Below are 15315 nucleotides of genomic sequence, written 5' to 3'. Positions count from 1 at the left end.
GCTGCTCGATCGCGACGACAGCCCCTGGTATCCGACCGTGCGGCTGTTCCGGCAGGGTCCCACGCGCGATCATGGCGAAGTTCTGGACCGAGTCAGCGGCGAGTTGAGCCGGCTGATCGCCGGGCGGTCGAGGAAACAACCCCGATGAATCGACGGGACCGCCGGGCGGGTGTGGAGAAGTCCAGGCCGGCAGCCGCCGGCCAAGGCGCCACCGTGCTCTATGAGGACGGCATGCGCCATCTGCGCGCCGACCGTCCTCTCGACGCGCAGCTTTGCTGCCGGCAGGCGTTGGCCGTCGACGCCAACCACGCCGACGCGCTGCATCTGGCGGGACTGCTCGCGCTGCACACGGGGCAGCTCGATGATGCCATGGAATGGACGGCCCGCGCCGTCCGGCAGCAACCCAAGCCGGAATACCTTGTGACGCTCGGCACCGTGCTGAGACAGCAGGGACGGCTCGAAGAGGCGCTGAAGGCGTTCGACAAGGCGGTGCAGCTCAAGCCCGACGCGGTGTTCCTGTGGATGGCGCTCGGCAACGTGCTGGTCGACCTGAACCGCGCCGATCAGGCCATCCTGGCCTTTCAGCATGTGCTGAAGCTCGATGGGCAACACCGAGACGCGGCCTACAACGCGGGGTCGCTGCTCTGCCAGTCCGGCAGGCCGGAGGAGGCGCTGACCCACCTCGATCTCGCCGACCGGCTGAGGCCCGATCATGCCCCGACCTTGCAGATGCGGGCGCTGACGCTGTTCAGCCTCGACCGTTTCGAGGAGGCGCTCGCCGATATCCGCCGCGCCCAGGCGCTCGATCCGCCGCAGGCCGACATTTGCAATAATCTCGGCGTGTTCCTGCACCGGCTCGGCCGCGACGCCGAGGCGCTGCCGTGGTTCGAGCGCGCGGTCGCGCTGCGGCCGGACTACGTGGCCGCGCATTCCAACCGGGCCAATTCGCTGGTCCACCTTCGCCGCTTCACGGAAGCCTTCGCGGCCTATGACCAGGTCAAGGTGATCGAGCCCGGCAATGCCGATGCGGACTGGGCGGTCGCGCTGCTCCATCTTCTGATGGGAAACTTCGAGCCCGGCTGGATCGGGCGGGAGGCACGATGGAAAATCCCGAGCCTGCCGATCGCGCGTTTCAGTTTTGCCCAGCCGATGTGGCTGGGGAAGGAGACGATCGCCGGCAAGACCGTCCTCGTCCATGTCGACGAGGGGCTCGGCGATACCATCCAGTTCGTGCGCTATGTGCCGATGGTGGCGGAGCTTGGCGCGCGCGTGCTGCTGGTGGTGCCCGATGCCCTCTGCGCCCTGCTGCGGGATCTTCCCGGCGTGTCGCAATGCCTGCCGATGTCGCACGCTGCGACTTTGCCGCCATTCGACATGTACATACCGCTCGACAGCCTTCCGCTGGCGTTCGGGACGAGGCTGGATACCATCCCGGCCACGACGCCCTATCTGCCGCTTCCGGCGCCGGCGCGCCGGCAGGTCTGGGAAGACAGGCTTGGCCCACACGACCGGATGCGGATCGGCCTGGTCTGGTCCGGCAATCCCAAGCACAAGAACGACCACAACCGTTCGCTGCCGTTCCACGTCCTGGCGCCGATCCTCGACCTCGACGCAACCTTCGTCAGCCTGCAAAAGGACCCGCGGTCATCAGACCAGACGGCCTTGCGCGCGCGCCGCGAGATCGTCGACCTGACGGAGCATCTCACCGACTTCGTCGAGACCGCCGCACTCGCCTGTTGCTTCGACCTCATCATCACCGTCGACACCAGCATGGCGCATCTTGCCGCAGCGCTGGGCCGGCCGACCTGGATCCTGCTGCCCTACATGCCCGACTTCCGCTGGCTGCTCGATCGCGACGACAGCCCCTGGTATCCGACCGCAAGGCTGTTCCGGCAGGATCTCGCGCGCGACTATGGCGAGGTGATCGCAAAGGTGCGAGCCGAGTTGAAGGCGAAGATCGCGGCATGGCCGGGCAGGTCCGGCTGATCGGCGCAGCTATCACCGCCGCAGCGGCTTCATCGCTTCGTCGCAGAGCCGTGCCTGCCAGCCGTGGCGTTCGAGCTCGGGATCATCGTGCTCCTCCTCCGGCCAGCCGATGCAGAGATAGGCGATGAAGCTCCACTGCACCGGCAGGTCGAGGATGGTGCGGACGGCCTCGGGATCGAGGATCGAGACCCAGCCGACCCCGAGCCCTTCGGCGCGCGCGGCGAGCCACAGCGTCTGAACCGCAGCGACCACCGAATAGCGCAGCGTCTCCGGCATGGTCTGGCGTCCGAGGCCGTGACCTGCGGAGGTTGCCTCGTCGGCACAGACCGCAAGATGCACCGGCGCCTGTGCCAATCCCTCGAGCTTCAGCCGTGCGTAGCGCGCCTGGCGCTCGCCCGCATAGCCCTCGAGCGCGGCGCGGTTGGCCCTGGCAAAATTGTCTGAGATCGCCGCGCGCCGCGCCGGCGTCTCGACCAGGACGAAACGCCAGGGCTGGCTCAGGCCGACCGAGGGCGCATGGACGGCGAGCGACAGCAATCGCTCGACGAGATCCGGATCGACGGCGGTGTCGGGTCGAAACCTGCGGACGTCGCGCCGCCAGCGCACGAGCTCGGCGAATTGCGCGCGGAACGGCGCATCGAAGCGTGGCGGTCGTGTAGATTCGCGGGTCATGCCGATGAGATGCGGGGACATAAGCGCCCTTCGCAGGCATTAGCACAGGAACCCGCGCGGCCGGAAGCGGCCGGCCTCAGTTGAAGGCGAGGCGGTGGTGGTCCTGCCGCTTCGACCAGGAAATGTAGTAGGCGACCCCGGTCATGATCGCGAGTCCCGCCACGCTGACCAGAACCTGCATCAGAAGCGAGTTCGGTCCGGTGACCAGCACGAGGTGGCCGGCAAAGGACAGGAACACGGCGATGCAGAACACCGCGATCCACTGCTCGCCGCACTTCATGATCGGTTGCAGGAGCCTCCAGCGCAGCGGCGCGAAATCGCGCGGCACGAAATAGCTGAATACGAAGGCGAGCGCGAGCAGATGCAGCACGCGTGCCGGCGCGAGGTTCTCCCGGCCGTCGGGCGTGATCGGGCCGAAGCCGATTCCGACGTCGGGCATCAGCTTGGCATAGGCGGGTGCGTGGTAAACGACCGCCACCCCGAGCGCCAGCACCAGATAGCCGACCGCCGCGGCCCGCAGCGGCCGCAGGCCGTGGAGCATTCGCGTCAGCTCGGCGCCGTTGAGGGCGAACCACGCCCCCAGCACATACAGGAGCTGCCAGCAGAACGGGTTGAAATACCAGGTTCCCGAGGGGAACGAGGGCAGGCTCCAGTCGAACTGCCGCGCCGCGCAGTACAGCAGGACGGAGCCGGCCAGGGTCCAGTTCGGCCGGCGCAGCATCAGCCACAGCACCAGGGGGAAGAACGTCATCAGCGGGATGAACAATTGCAGGGTGTCGAGGTTGAGCGGCTTGGCCTGCAGCATCAGGCCGTGCAGCAGCGTCCGCGCCGGGTGGTCGACGAATCCGGTGATGTTGTACTCGTCGAACATCTCGGGGGCGGCATATTCGGCGGCGGTGCTGCCGATGACGTCCACATAGATCACGAACAATACGATGTAGGCGGCATAGAGCTTCCACACCCGCGCGAGAATTCGCGTCGCCGTCACGACGAACGAGCGTTCGATCGCCATCCGGCCGAAGAAGATCGCTGCCGCGTAACCCGCCACGAACACGAACACGTCGGTCGCGCCGCTGAAGCCGAAGTTCCGCAGGGTCACCAGGTTGACGACATTGTTGGGGATGTGGTCGAGGAAAATGAACCAGTTGGCGAGCCCGCGCAGGAACTCGATGCGCAGATCGGACCCGCACCGCTCCAGATGGGATTTGATCGATTGATTCATGTAACCGGGAAGCTCGAAAAGCCGACAAATATCTAGAATCAGTTGCCGCAGAATCTAGACGGGCAGCCCTATCAACTCTGAATAGACTTTGCGTGAATGCGCGATCTTGCGCGCCACCCGAGGCGCCGCGGCCACGCTGATTGGTTAACGGTCGTCATGATGACGTCCGCAGATACCGCCTGGCGCCGGCGCGAGCGGCTGGCCGGCATGCGGGTCGCCAGTCGACGACGGGCCCGACATGGGCCGGCGTTCCGATCCGGTCTGGCGGAAAGCTGCCCGCAGCCCGACTGGTCAAGCCGCCGTCGCACCGTGGCCGGCCGCGCCTGCCGCGCCCAGCAGTGCCGACTCCTCGGCGGTTATCTCAGCGATCTGGTCGGGGCGAATGTCTGCGGGCATGGGCATGTTGCTTGGTGCATACGGCGTGTCGCGCACGCCGAATACGGTGCATTTCCGGCCGCGCTTCTCGATGGCGCTCCAATGCACGCGCTCGTTGACGTGCTCCTCGGCCGGATTCCGTCTGTTCATGAAGGCACCGTGCTCGATGGCGTCGGGCGAGAGGATGATGCGGCCATACGGAAAGGTCTCGTCGACGATCCAGCCCTTGGCGGAGTCGACGACCTCGCCGTCGATGTTGGGTCTGGTGACGGCTTTCACCCGCTCGACATCGAATTCCAGGCCCGTCAGGGCCTGCAGCCGCGCAATCATCCAGATCAGGGCCCTGTCGGACAGGCCCGCGTCGGGGTAGCCGCCGCCGATATTGCAGTGCACACCGGCGAACCACGTCTGTTCGACATGGGCCAGCGGCGGTTGCCCCTTGGGGGCCGTCCAGAACGTCGGGACGAACGGACGACGACGTTCGTCGACGGCAACGGCATGAAGACCGAAGTCGACATGCCTGCCGATCTCCGTGTCGTGAAAGCCCAGGAATGCCAGCGTGAAATAGCGGCCAAGCGCGGCCAGGCCGATGCCGGCGGGAACGCCGTAGGATCCGACCGTATCGAACACGCCGACGCACCTCACGCGCGGTGCGGGATCGACGGCATTTTGCGCAGCGGCGGTCTGGAAGGAATCGATGGCCTTCTGGTCGCCCGAGCTTGCCGGCTTTGCGCCGGCCCGGACCTCGGGGGCGACGCGGAAATGGTTCCAGACGACGTCAAAACCGTTCGGCCCGGGGGTGCGCTGGAGTCCCGAGGCGCCGATCAGCCCCGCCAAGGCCCGTGCGGCGTAGGCGCCGCGTGAAAAGCCAAGGATGAAGATCTGATCGCCAAGCGCGTAGTTTTCCACGACTTTCTGATAGCCTTCCTGCACGATTTTTCTCAAGCCGATCCCGATCGCACCGCCCAGCAGGCGCTTCAGCAGGTCAGGGTCGTTGCCGACGCCGTCGTGATAGAAGGCCCTTTGCTCGGTGCCGTCGGCGGCGACCGGCTTGATCAGCGGGGCTCCGGCGGCCTCGTAATTCGGGTCGAGCTTGGCGATATTGGTGTCATTGCCCTTGCCCTCGTCGTTCCACGTCCCGTCAATCAGGATGATGATCCGTTTCATGACAATCCTCCGTGCAGGCGAAGATTGATCGTATCACGGCTGGCCCGCTTGCCAGTGTGAACGACGTTGCTATATCGGAGCTTTCCGAGCATTCGGCATAGCCATCAATGAGCACGCAATGACTGCCACCGACGCCGTTACCCAGCCCTTTCAAGCCGAGGTTTCCGAACTCCTCCACCTGATGGTGCATTCGGTCTATTCGGAGACGGACATCTTCCTGCGCGAGCTGATCTCGAACGCTTCCGACGCTTGCGACAAGCTGCGCTACGAGGCAATCGCCAGGCCCGAACTGATCGGCGACGGCGAGGCGCCGAAAATCCGCATCATTCCGGACAAGAAGGCCGATAGGCTGACGGTCGCCGACACCGGCGTTGGCATGGACCGGCAGGAGCTGATCGACCATCTCGGCACCATCGCCCGCTCCGGTACCAAGGCGTTCGTGTCGAGGCTGGCCGAGGCCAAGGACGGCGCCAGCCTGATCGGGCAGTTCGGCGTCGGCTTCTACTCGGCGTTCATGGTCGCGGACCGCATCGTCGTTCACAGCCGGCGGGCCGGAAGCGCCGAGGTCTGGACCTGGTCGTCGTCGGGCGGGGCGGGGTTCGAGGTGGCGCCGGCCAGCGACGAGGATGCCAAGCGCGTGACGCGCGGCACCGAGGTCGTGCTGCACCTGAAGGCCGACGCCAGGAAATATCTGGAGGCGTACGAGATCGAGCGGATCGTCGGCGCCTACTCCGACAACATCCAGTTCCCGATCGAGCTGGTGCCCGAGGAGGGCGAGACGCGGCAGATCAATTCGGCGAGCGCGCTGTGGCAGCGCTCGAAATCGGAGCTGAAGCCGGAGGACTACGCGCAGGCCTACAAATCGATTGCCAACGCCTTCGACGAGCCGGCGATGACGCTGCATTATCGCGCCGAGGGCCGTTACTCCTACGTGGTGCTGCTGTTCGCGCCGTCGACCAAGCCGTTCGACCTGTTCGAGCCGGCGCGCAAAGGCAAGGTCAAGCTCTATGTGCGGCGGGTGTTCATCACCGATGATGCCGACCTGCTGCCGGCCTATCTGCGTTTCATTCGCGGCGTGATCGACAGCGAGGATCTGCCGCTCAACATTTCCCGCGAGATGCTGCAGAACAACCCGCAGCTCGCCCAGATCCGGAAGGCGGTGACGGGCCGCGTCGTCGGCGAGCTGGAGCAGCTTTCCGACAAGGAGCCCGAAAGCTTCGACAAGATCTGGGACGCCTTCGGCGCCGTGGTCAAGGAAGGCATCTACGAGGATTTCGAGCGACGCGAGAAGCTCCTGGCGCTGTCGCGTTTCGCGACCACCGCGAGCGAGCGGCGTTCGCTCAAGCAATATCTCGCCGAGATGAAGCCGAACCAGACCGAGATCTACTTCCTGGTGGGCGACAGCATCGAGCGGCTTAAATCCAACCCGCGGCTGGAGGCGGCCGCGGCGCGCGGCATCGAGGTGCTGCTGCTGACCGACCCGGTCGATGCGTTCTGGACCTCGGCACGGCTCGAGTTCGAGGGCAAGCCGCTGAAGTCGCTGAGCCAGGGCGATCTCAATCTCGACCTGATCCCGCTGGTCGATGACAAGGCCAGGGACGAGACCCGGCCGGAAGCGGACGAAGCGGAAACGATCGCGCTGATCAAGGCGAGCCTCGGCGAGCGCGTCACCGACGTGAAGGCCTCGACCCGGCTCACCACCAGCGCCTCCTGCCTGGTGGCCGGCAGCCATGGGCCCGATCGCGAGCTCGAACGGCTGTTGTCGCAGCAGGCGCGCGGCACGCGGAGCAAGCCGATCCTGGAGATCAATCTCCGCCATCCCCTGGTCGCCGCGATCGCGAGGGTCGGGGGCGGCGACAAGGCCGCCGCCGACGATCTGTCGCTGTTGCTGCTGGAGCAGGCGCAGATTCTCGACGGCGAATTGCCGGAAGACCCCTCGGCGTTCGCCTCGCGGCTCAACCGGCTGGTGCTGCAGGGCGTGGCCGGCTGATCGGCCGCGGCGAACCTACTCGGCAGCGTCCTTGAGCTGCTCCGAGGTCGCGGCGGCATCGCTCTTTCGCGTCGCGGTCCAGCGCGACAATGTGTTGGAAAGACGGTCGAGGTAGAGATAGACCACCGGGGTCGTGAACAGCGTCAGCATCTGGCTGACGATGAGGCCGCCGACCATTGCATAGCCGAGCGGCTGGCGGATTTCCGCGCCGGTCCCCCTGCCGAGCATCAGCGGCAGGCCGCCGAGCAAGGCTGCCATCGTCGTCATCATGATCGGGCGGAAGCGCAGCAACGCCGCCTTGCGGATCGACTCGCGCGGCGACAGATGCTGCTCGCGTTCCGCCACGATCGCAAAGTCCACCATCATGATGCCGTTCTTCTTGACGATGCCGATCAGCAGGATCACCCCGATCAGGGCGATCAGGCTGAAATCGAAACCGAACGCCATCAGGATGGCCAGCGCGCCGACGCCGGCGGACGGCAACGTCGAGAGGATCGTCAGCGGGTGGATGTAACTCTCGTAGAGAATGCCGAGGATCAGGTAGACCACGACCAGCGCGGCGACAATGAGCAGCGGGACGGTGCCGAGGGACTGCTGAAAGGCCTGCGCCGTGCCCTGGAAGCTCGAGCTGAGCGTGGCGGGCGCGCCCAGACCGGCCATCGCCTGTTGCACCGCGCCCGTCGCCTGGCCGAGCGCGACGCCCTCGCCGAGGTTGAAGCTGATGGTGACCGCCGGAAACTGGCCCTGGTGAGCGATCGCGAGCGGTCGCACCGGGACGGTGGTCCATTTGCAGAACACCGATAGCGGCACCTGTTCGCCGGTGATCGGCGATTTGACGTAGAGCTTGTCGAGCGTGTCGACCTTGCCCTGTAGCTCCGGCAGGATCTCCAGGATCACGTGGTAGGAGTTGAGCTGGGTGAAATATTGCGTGACCTGGCGCTGGCCGAAGGCGTCGTAGAGCGTGTCGTCGATCAACTGCGGCTCGATGCCGTAGCGCGCGGCGGTATCGCGGTCGATGGTCAGCGCGAGCGTCGTGCCCTCGGTCTGCTGGTCGGTTGCGACGTCGCGCAGCTCGGGCAGCGTCTGCATCCTGGCCAGGATCTTCGGCGCCCATACGTCCAGCTCGGCGAGATTGGCGTCCTGCAGCGTGAACTCGAACTGGGTCCGCGTGGCGCGGCCGCCGAGCCGGACGTCCTGCGAAGCCTGCAGATAGAGCCTGGCACCCTCGACCTTCTCCAGCTTCGGCCGCAATCGCGCGATGATCTGCTCGGCGCCGGCGTCGCGTTCGTCATGCGGCTTCAGCGTGATGTACATGCGTCCCGAATTCAGCGCGGTGCCGCCGCCGCCGACGAACATGGCGATCGATTCGACCGCGGGATCGGCCTGGACGATGCGACTGAGCTCCTCCTGCTTGCGCTCCATTTCGGCGAAGGAAATGTCCTGCGAGGCTTCCGACACGCCGGTCAGGAAGCCGTTGTCCTGCTGCGGGAAGAAACCTTTCGGAATGATGATGAACAGATAGACCGACAAGCCGACGGTGGCGAAGAAGATGCACAGCGTGATCAGGCTGCGCCGGAGCGCAAGATCGAGGCCGCGCTCATAGGCGTGCAGCATTCGTTCGAACAGGCGCTCGCTCCACCGGTAGAACGGCCCGTGACGGGTCTCGCTCTGGGCGCGCAGGAAGCGCGAAGCCATCATCGGGGTCAGGGTCAGCGAAACCATCATCGAGACGAAGATCGTCATCGCGAGCGTCACGGCGAATTCGCGGAACAGGCGGCCGATGACGCCGCCCATCAGGAGCAGCGGGATCAATACCGCCACCAGCGACACGCTGATCGACACGATGGTGAAGGCGATCTCCTTGGCGCCCTTGAAGGCGGCGGCCAACGGCTTTTCGCCATGCTCCACGTGGCGTGTAATGTTCTCCAGCATGACGATGGCGTCGTCGACAACGAAGCCGACGGCGATCGTCAATGCCATGAGCGAAAGGTTGTCGAGCGTGTAGCCGAACGCCCACATCAGCGCGCAGGCGCCGAGCAGCGCGAGCGGAACCGTGATCGCCGGGATCGCGGTGGCCCAGAAGCTGCGCAGGAAGACGAAGATCACCATGACCACCAGCGCGACGGTGATCATCAGCGTGATCTGGACGTCACTGACCGCCGCACGGATGGTGAGGGTGCGATCGCTGATGATCTTGATCTTGATGGCGGGCGGAATCGCCGCGATCAGGCGAGGAAGCTCGTTCTTGATCCGGTTGACGGTGTCGATGACGTTGGCGCCGGGCTGCTTGAAGATGACGAGGAATATCCCGCGCTTGCCATCGGCCCAGGCTGCCTGCTTCATGTCCTCGGGGCCGGCGATCGCCCTGCCGATGTCGCGGACCCGAAGGGGTGCGCCATTGCGGTAGGCGATGATGACGTCGTTCCAGTCCTTGGCATCGGTGAGCTGGTCGTTGGCGTAGATGGTGAAGGCGCGCTTCGCGCCGTCGATGTTCCCCTTCGGGGCGTCGACCGTGGTGATGGCGATCTGGCTGCGGACGTCCTCCAGCGACAGACCCTTGGCGACAAGCTTCGCGGGATCGACCTGGATCCGGATCGAAGGTTTCTGCTGGCCGCCGATGAACACCTGGGCGACGCCGGAAATCTGGCTGATCTGCTGGCCGAGTTGCACGTCGACTGCGTCGCTCAGCCGGATCAGCGGCACGACATCCGAGGTCGCCGACAACAGCAGGATCGGCGCATCCGCCGGGTTGACCTTGCGGTAGGTGGGCGGCGAAGGCAGGTTCTTCGGTAATTGGCCGCCGGCAGCGTTGATCGCGCCCTGGATGTCGTTGGCGGCACCATCGATATTGCGATTGAGGTCGAACTGGATGGTGATGGAGGTCGAGCCCAGCGAACTGGTCGAGGTCATCTGCGCGATGCCAGGTATCTGCGCGAGCTGCCGCTCGAGCGGCTGTGCGACCGAAGCGGCCATGGTTTCGGGGCTGCCGCCCGGCAGGCTCGCGGACACCTGGATGGTCGGAAAGTCGACCTGCGGCAGGGGCGCGACCGGCAGCAAGGGATAGGCCACCAGCCCGACGAACAGGATGCCGGCCATCAGCAGCGACGTTCCGATCGGATATCGGATGAACGGCGACGAGATGCTTTCGTTCATGCCCAGTTCCCGTTAACAACTGGCGCATCTTTTCCCGGAATGCCGGGAGCCGTGCTCGAAAGCCCAAGCACGGACGTGCGTTTTCCTCGCCTTGGTCGGGCGCATCGCCGCGGCAGCGACCGCCCTTTGAGACGGAGCATAGCCGCAAGGCACGCCGCTTCGCGAACGGAAATGCGGCCGAATCATTCGACCTTCGTCCTAGCGGCGGTCCATTGACCACCCGACGGAACCTTGTTCCGGGCGCTGCGGCGAAGCGGTTTCCTTTAACCTTCCCAGTTAACACCTGATCAGCCGAGATGGCCTATGGGGGAAGCCATGAGCACTGGCCTCGCCGATCGCCCGACCGAAAGCCCGATCCCACGCGGAAACCATTCGGCTGCGAAGAGCTGGCTGAGGGCGATCGAGCTGACGTCGCGCATCGAGGTCGATCCGCATCGGCTGTTTGCCGATGTGGTCGACGCATGGGCCGAGCGGCAGGGTGACCGTCCCGCGCTGATCTCGGATCGCGAGACGTTCACCTATTGCGCACTCGCGGCGCGCGCCAACCGCTACGCGCGCTGGGCGCTGTCGATCGGCGTGAAGGCCGGCGACACCATCTGCCTGATCATGCCGAGCCGGCCGGACTATGTGGCGGCCTGGCTCGGCATCAGCCGGGTCGGGGCCGTGGTGGCGCTGATCAACACCCGCCTGGTCGGCCCGTCGCTGGCGCATGGCATCAACGTTGCCAACGCGAGCCATATCGTCGTTGTGCGTGAGCTGGCCGACGCGCTCGAAGCGGCGCGGCCGCATCTCGATCGCGCCGCCAAGGTCTGGGTGCATGGCAGCGACGGCGATCTCGACGTCGCGCTCACCGCGTTCGACGGCGACCCGCTGTTGCCGGCCGAGCGCCGCGACGTCACGATCAGCGACCGCGCGCTCCTGATCTACACATCCGGCACCACCGGTCTGCCGAAGGCGGCCAGCATCAGCCATCGCCGCATCCTGAACTGGGGCGGCTGGTTCGCGGGGCTCACCGACGCCACGCGCAACGATCGGCTCTATGACTGCCTGCCGGTCCATCATTCCGTCGGCGGCATCGTCGCGCCCTGCAGCATGCTGTTTGCGGGCGGCTCCGTCGTGCTGGCGGAGAGATTCTCCGCAAGCCGGTTCTGGCCCGACATCGCGCGCTTCGATTGCACGATCTTCCAGTATATCGGCGAGCTCTGCCGCTACTTGCTGAGCGCTCCTCCTTCCGAGCTCGAGCGGCAGCACCGGCTGCGGCTCGCCTGCGGCAACGGCCTGCGCGGCGACATCTGGGAGGCGTTCCAGGCGCGCTTTGCGATCCCGCGCATGCTCGAATTCTATGCGGCGACCGAAGGCAATTTCTCGCTCTACAATGTCGAGGGCAAACCGGGCGCGATCGGCCGCATCCCGCCACTGCTCGCGCATCGTTTCCCTGCGGCAATCGTGCAGGTCGATATCGACAGCAGCGCCCCGCTGCGCGGCGTTGACGGACTCTGCATCGCCTGCGCCCGCGGCGAGATCGGAGAGGCCATCGGCCGCATCGGCACGGCGGACGAGGGCGGCGGACGCTTCGAAGGCTATACCGACGCCGCCGAGACCGAAAGGAAGATCCTGCGCAACGTGTTCGCGGATGGCGATGCCTGGTTTCGCACCGGCGATCTGATGCGGCAGGACGCGCAGGGCTATTTTCATTTCGTCGACCGGGTCGGCGATACGTTTCGCTGGAAGGGCGAGAACGTCTCGACCGGCGAGGTCAATGACGCCATTCGCGCCTGCGAGGGCGTGCTCGATGCGACGACCTATGGGGTCGAGGTGCCGGGCTGCGACGGGCGCGCCGGCATGTCCGCGATCGTGACCTGCGATCGGTTCGACCTGAGGACATTCGCCGATCATCTCGCGCGCCGGCTGCCACCCTACGCGCATCCCTTGTTCCTGCGCATGAGCGCGGCACTGGATTCGACCGACACCTTCAAGCAGAAGAAGCATCAACTGGCTCGGGACGGCTTCGATCCCTCCATTGTCCGTGACCCGCTCCATGTCCGTGACCCGCAGGCCGGCGACTATCGCCCGCTGGACAGCGACCTTCACGCGCGTATCACCGCCTGCTCGTTCAGATTTTAACGAATGGCATTTACCAACCAGCGCGAAAGTTCGTTCGCGCGCTGACCCCTTTCGTCGTTTGCGCTCTATCATGGCGGCGGCCCAATCCAGGGAAGAGGCGCGCCGATGTCGACGAGGTTGAGGATTTTCGCAGCGATGAAGCAGGTCGCCGAGGAGCAGCGGGTCACGTTGCCGCCGCTGGTCGACGATCTCTCGCTCCATGAGACCGGCTTCGATTCGCTCGCCTTCGCGATCCTGGTCGCCCGGCTCGAGGATGATCTCGGCATCGATCCGTTCACCATTGCGGAGGACGCAGCGTTTCCGCTGACGGTCGGGGATTTCGTCCAGGCCTACGAAAATGTCCCCGCGTGAATTCTTCGCGCTGCGCGACTATCTCAGCCCCGAGCTGAAGGGGCGGATGATCTCCGACGCGCGAGAGGCCGTGTCGCTGACCGGTGTCCTGCAGGAGAGCTGCATCGTCGGGCGCTCCAGCGAGCTTTCCGGACGCTCGGTGCTGCTCGCCGTTTCCGGGCAGTTGATGACCGCGCTGGCGATGATCGAGCTCGACGGCATCGCCCGGCGCCTCCTGCTTTGTCCGCCCGATCTCGATCCCAACCATATCCAGGCCCTGATCGACGACGTCGGCATCGACGCCATTGTCACCGACCGGCCGCGGCGCTGGTCGGACGCCGGCGTCTACCTGATCGTGGCGACGCGGGAGCCTGAGCGGGCGACCGGGAGGCCGAACCCGGCACGCGCCACGGAGTGGCTGATGCTGACCTCGGGCACGTCGGGCGTGCCCAAGATCGTCGGCCATACGCTGGAAGGGCTCTCCGGCGCGATCGTGGCCGAAGGGCCGGCGCGCGGCACGCCGCCGGTGTGGGCGACCTTCTACGACATTCGCCGCTATGGCGGTTTGCAGATCTTCCTGCGCGCCGTGATCGGCGGCGGCTCGATGGTGCTGTCGGAACCTTCCGAACCCATCGCCGATTTCGTGGCGCGGCTGAATGCGCGGGGCGTGACGCATATTTCGGGGACGCCGTCGCATTGGCGCAAGCTGTTGATGAGCGGCGCGACCGCGGGTTTCTCGCCGCGCCATGTCCGCCTGTCGGGCGAGATCGCCGATCAGGCCGTGCTGGACGGGCTGAAGCAGGCGTTTCCGCAAGCATCGATCGGGCACGCCTATGCCTCGACCGAGGCCGGAATCGGCTTCGCCGTCAGTGACGGCCTGGAAGGCTTTCCGGCCGCCATGATCGGGACCAACCGTGATGGTGTCGAGATGAAGGTGGTGGCCGGTTCGCTGCGCATCCGCTCCAGGCGTACCGCCCACGCCTATGTCGGCCGGCAGGCGGTGGCGCTGATGGACGCGGAAGGCTTCGTCGACACCGGCGACATGGTCGAGCTGCGTGGCGACCGTTATCATTTCGTCGGCCGGCGCGGCGGTATCATCAATATCGGCGGCCTGAAGGTGCATCCCGAGGAGATCGAAGCGGTGATCAACCGCCATCCGGCGGTGCTGATGTCGCGCGCGAAATCGCGCAGGAGCCCGATCACCGGCGCCATCTGCGTCGCCGACGTCGTGCTCAATGAGGACAGTTCACGCGGGGATGCCGACGTCCGGGTCGAAATCATCGCCCGGTGCCGGAGCGAGCTTGCCGCGCACAAGGTGCCGGCGGTGATCCGCTTCGTGCCGTCGCTCGACGTGACGCCGGCGGGAAAGCTGGCGCGGGCCGATGCGTAACGTGCTCGTCACCGGCGGCAGCCGGGGCATCGGGCTTGCGATCGCACGCCGGCTCGCCGCGGCCGGCTTTGGCGTGATCGCGGTGGCGCGGCGCGAGAGCGAGGCGTTTCGTGCCGCGCGCGAGCTCGACGAAAGCGCTGGCCGGCTGCATTTCCGGGCCTTCGATCTCGGCGAGGTCGACGCCATCCCCGCTTTCGTGAAGCGGCTGCGCGACGAATTCGGCGCGATCTATGGCCTCGTCAACAATGCCGGCCTCGGCACCGAGGGCCTGCTGGCGACGATGCGCAACTCCGACATCGAAGCGCTGGTCCGCCTCAACGTGCTCTCGCCGGTGGTCCTCACCAAATACGTGGTACGGCACATGATGGCCGACGGGCAGGGTCGCATCGTCAACGTCTCCTCGATCATCGCCTCGACCGGCTATAACGGCCTGTCGGTCTATGGCGCGACCAAGGCGGCCGCGACCGGGTTCACGCGCTCGCTGGCGCGCGAGGTCGGCAAGCTCGGCATCACCGTGAACGCGATCGCGCCCGGGTTCATCGCCACCGAGCTGACGCAGACTCTTTCCGACGAATCGCGGCAGCGCATCGCCGGCCGCAGTGCGCTGCGGCGGCTGCCGGAAACCGACGACGTCGCGGCAATGGTCGAATATCTGCTCGGCGACGGCGGCCGTAACGTCACCGGGACCGTGCTGACGATCGACGCCGGCAATACCGCCTGACCACTGATTTTTCAGGACATTTCGGCAAGCCTTTCGCTGTCGATTGTATTTTTCGCGACGCTTTCGGAATTGCGTAAGGACGTGACCTTTTTGGCCACAATCGCAGCCGAAAAGAGAGCCATGCAAACGTTAACCGTTATTTTCATCCTGGCGCTGCTCGCTATCGGCGGGGCGGCTTACACGGA

At 65.8% G+C, this 15315-nt stretch carries 10 protein-coding genes; 6 read left to right on the top strand and 4 right to left on the bottom strand.

Annotated features, from left to right (window positions below):
• The first annotated feature begins 144 nt into the window (after nt 1–144).
• Complete coding sequence (locus JOY90_RS21865; protein WP_291693192.1) at nt 145–1986, top strand: tetratricopeptide repeat protein; 1842 nt, start codon at nt 145–147, stop codon at nt 1984–1986.
• A 12-nt stretch (nt 1987–1998) separates the two neighbouring features.
• On the opposite strand, the gene bluB is transcribed toward JOY90_RS21865, so the two are convergent.
• The 3 genes from bluB to JOY90_RS21850 form a co-directional block, all read right to left on the bottom strand.
• On the bottom strand, nt 1999–2658 hold the full coding sequence (gene bluB / locus JOY90_RS21860; protein WP_291693193.1) for a 5,6-dimethylbenzimidazole synthase: 660 nt from the start codon (nt 2656–2658) through the stop codon (nt 1999–2001).
• A gap of 76 nt (nt 2659–2734) precedes the next feature.
• Nucleotides 2735–3880 (bottom strand): OpgC domain-containing protein, encoded by a 1146-nt coding sequence (locus tag JOY90_RS21855; protein WP_291693191.1) that lies wholly within the window; start codon nt 3878–3880, stop codon nt 2735–2737.
• A gap of 291 nt (nt 3881–4171) precedes the next feature.
• Nucleotides 4172–5422, bottom strand: coding sequence for a DUF2235 domain-containing protein (locus JOY90_RS21850; RefSeq protein ID WP_291693190.1), 1251 nt, complete (start codon nt 5420–5422; stop codon nt 4172–4174).
• A 118-nt stretch (nt 5423–5540) separates the two neighbouring features.
• On the opposite strand from JOY90_RS21850, the gene htpG reads away from it, so the two are divergent.
• Nucleotides 5541–7412, top strand: a complete 1872-nt coding sequence (gene htpG, locus JOY90_RS21845) for a molecular chaperone HtpG (protein WP_291693189.1) — start codon at nt 5541–5543, stop codon at nt 7410–7412.
• Between the two features lie 15 nt (nt 7413–7427).
• Here htpG and JOY90_RS21840 read toward each other — a convergent pair whose 3' ends face one another.
• Nucleotides 7428–10565, bottom strand: coding sequence for an efflux RND transporter permease subunit (locus JOY90_RS21840; RefSeq protein WP_291693188.1), 3138 nt, complete (start codon nt 10563–10565; stop codon nt 7428–7430).
• A 315-nt stretch (nt 10566–10880) separates the two neighbouring features.
• On the opposite strand from JOY90_RS21840, the gene JOY90_RS21835 reads away from it, so the two are divergent.
• The 4 genes from JOY90_RS21835 to JOY90_RS21820 all read left to right on the top strand — a co-directional run bounded on the left by JOY90_RS21835 (nt 10881) and on the right by JOY90_RS21820 (nt 15130).
• Entirely contained in the window at nt 10881–12689 is a 1809-nt protein-coding gene (locus JOY90_RS21835; RefSeq protein WP_291693187.1) for a long-chain-acyl-CoA synthetase, read from the top strand.
• Between the two features lie 105 nt (nt 12690–12794).
• Complete coding sequence (locus tag JOY90_RS21830) at nt 12795–13040, top strand: acyl carrier protein (RefSeq protein WP_291693186.1); 246 nt, start codon at nt 12795–12797, stop codon at nt 13038–13040.
• Nucleotides 13027–14409 (top strand): fatty acid--CoA ligase family protein, encoded by a 1383-nt coding sequence (locus JOY90_RS21825; protein ID WP_291693185.1) that lies wholly within the window; start codon nt 13027–13029, stop codon nt 14407–14409. Before JOY90_RS21830 ends, JOY90_RS21825 begins: the two co-directional genes overlap by 14 nt.
• Nucleotides 14402–15130, top strand: a complete 729-nt coding sequence (locus JOY90_RS21820; RefSeq protein ID WP_291693184.1) for an SDR family NAD(P)-dependent oxidoreductase — start codon at nt 14402–14404, stop codon at nt 15128–15130. Before JOY90_RS21825 ends, JOY90_RS21820 begins: the two co-directional genes overlap by 8 nt.
• The last annotated feature ends 185 nt before the right edge of the window (nt 15131–15315 follow it).

It is taken from the genome of Bradyrhizobium sp. (assembly GCF_019242285.1).
Lineage (GTDB): Bacteria > Pseudomonadota > Alphaproteobacteria > Rhizobiales > Xanthobacteraceae > Bradyrhizobium.
This window is presented reverse-complemented; position numbering and strand designations above follow the sequence as displayed.

Excerpts from the sequence above, each read along its gene's own strand:
- JOY90_RS21865 (WP_291693192.1), top strand. The coding sequence starts at position 145 with ATGAATCGACGGGACCGCCGGGCGGGTGTGGAGAAGTCCAGGCCGGCA.
- bluB (WP_291693193.1), bottom strand. The coding sequence starts at position 2,658 with ATGACCCGCGAATCTACACGACCGCCACGCTTCGATGCGCCGTTCCGC.
- JOY90_RS21855 (WP_291693191.1), bottom strand. The coding sequence starts at position 3,880 with ATGAATCAATCGATCAAATCCCATCTGGAGCGGTGCGGGTCCGATCTG.
- JOY90_RS21850 (WP_291693190.1), bottom strand. The coding sequence starts at position 5,422 with ATGAAACGGATCATCATCCTGATTGACGGGACGTGGAACGACGAGGGC.
- htpG (WP_291693189.1), top strand. The coding sequence starts at position 5,541 with ATGACTGCCACCGACGCCGTTACCCAGCCCTTTCAAGCCGAGGTTTCC.
- JOY90_RS21840 (WP_291693188.1), bottom strand. The coding sequence starts at position 10,565 with ATGAACGAAAGCATCTCGTCGCCGTTCATCCGATATCCGATCGGAACG.
- JOY90_RS21835 (WP_291693187.1), top strand. The coding sequence starts at position 10,881 with ATGAGCACTGGCCTCGCCGATCGCCCGACCGAAAGCCCGATCCCACGC.
- JOY90_RS21830 (WP_291693186.1), top strand. The coding sequence starts at position 12,795 with ATGTCGACGAGGTTGAGGATTTTCGCAGCGATGAAGCAGGTCGCCGAG.
- JOY90_RS21825 (WP_291693185.1), top strand. The coding sequence starts at position 13,027 with ATGTCCCCGCGTGAATTCTTCGCGCTGCGCGACTATCTCAGCCCCGAG.
- JOY90_RS21820 (WP_291693184.1), top strand. The coding sequence starts at position 14,402 with ATGCGTAACGTGCTCGTCACCGGCGGCAGCCGGGGCATCGGGCTTGCG.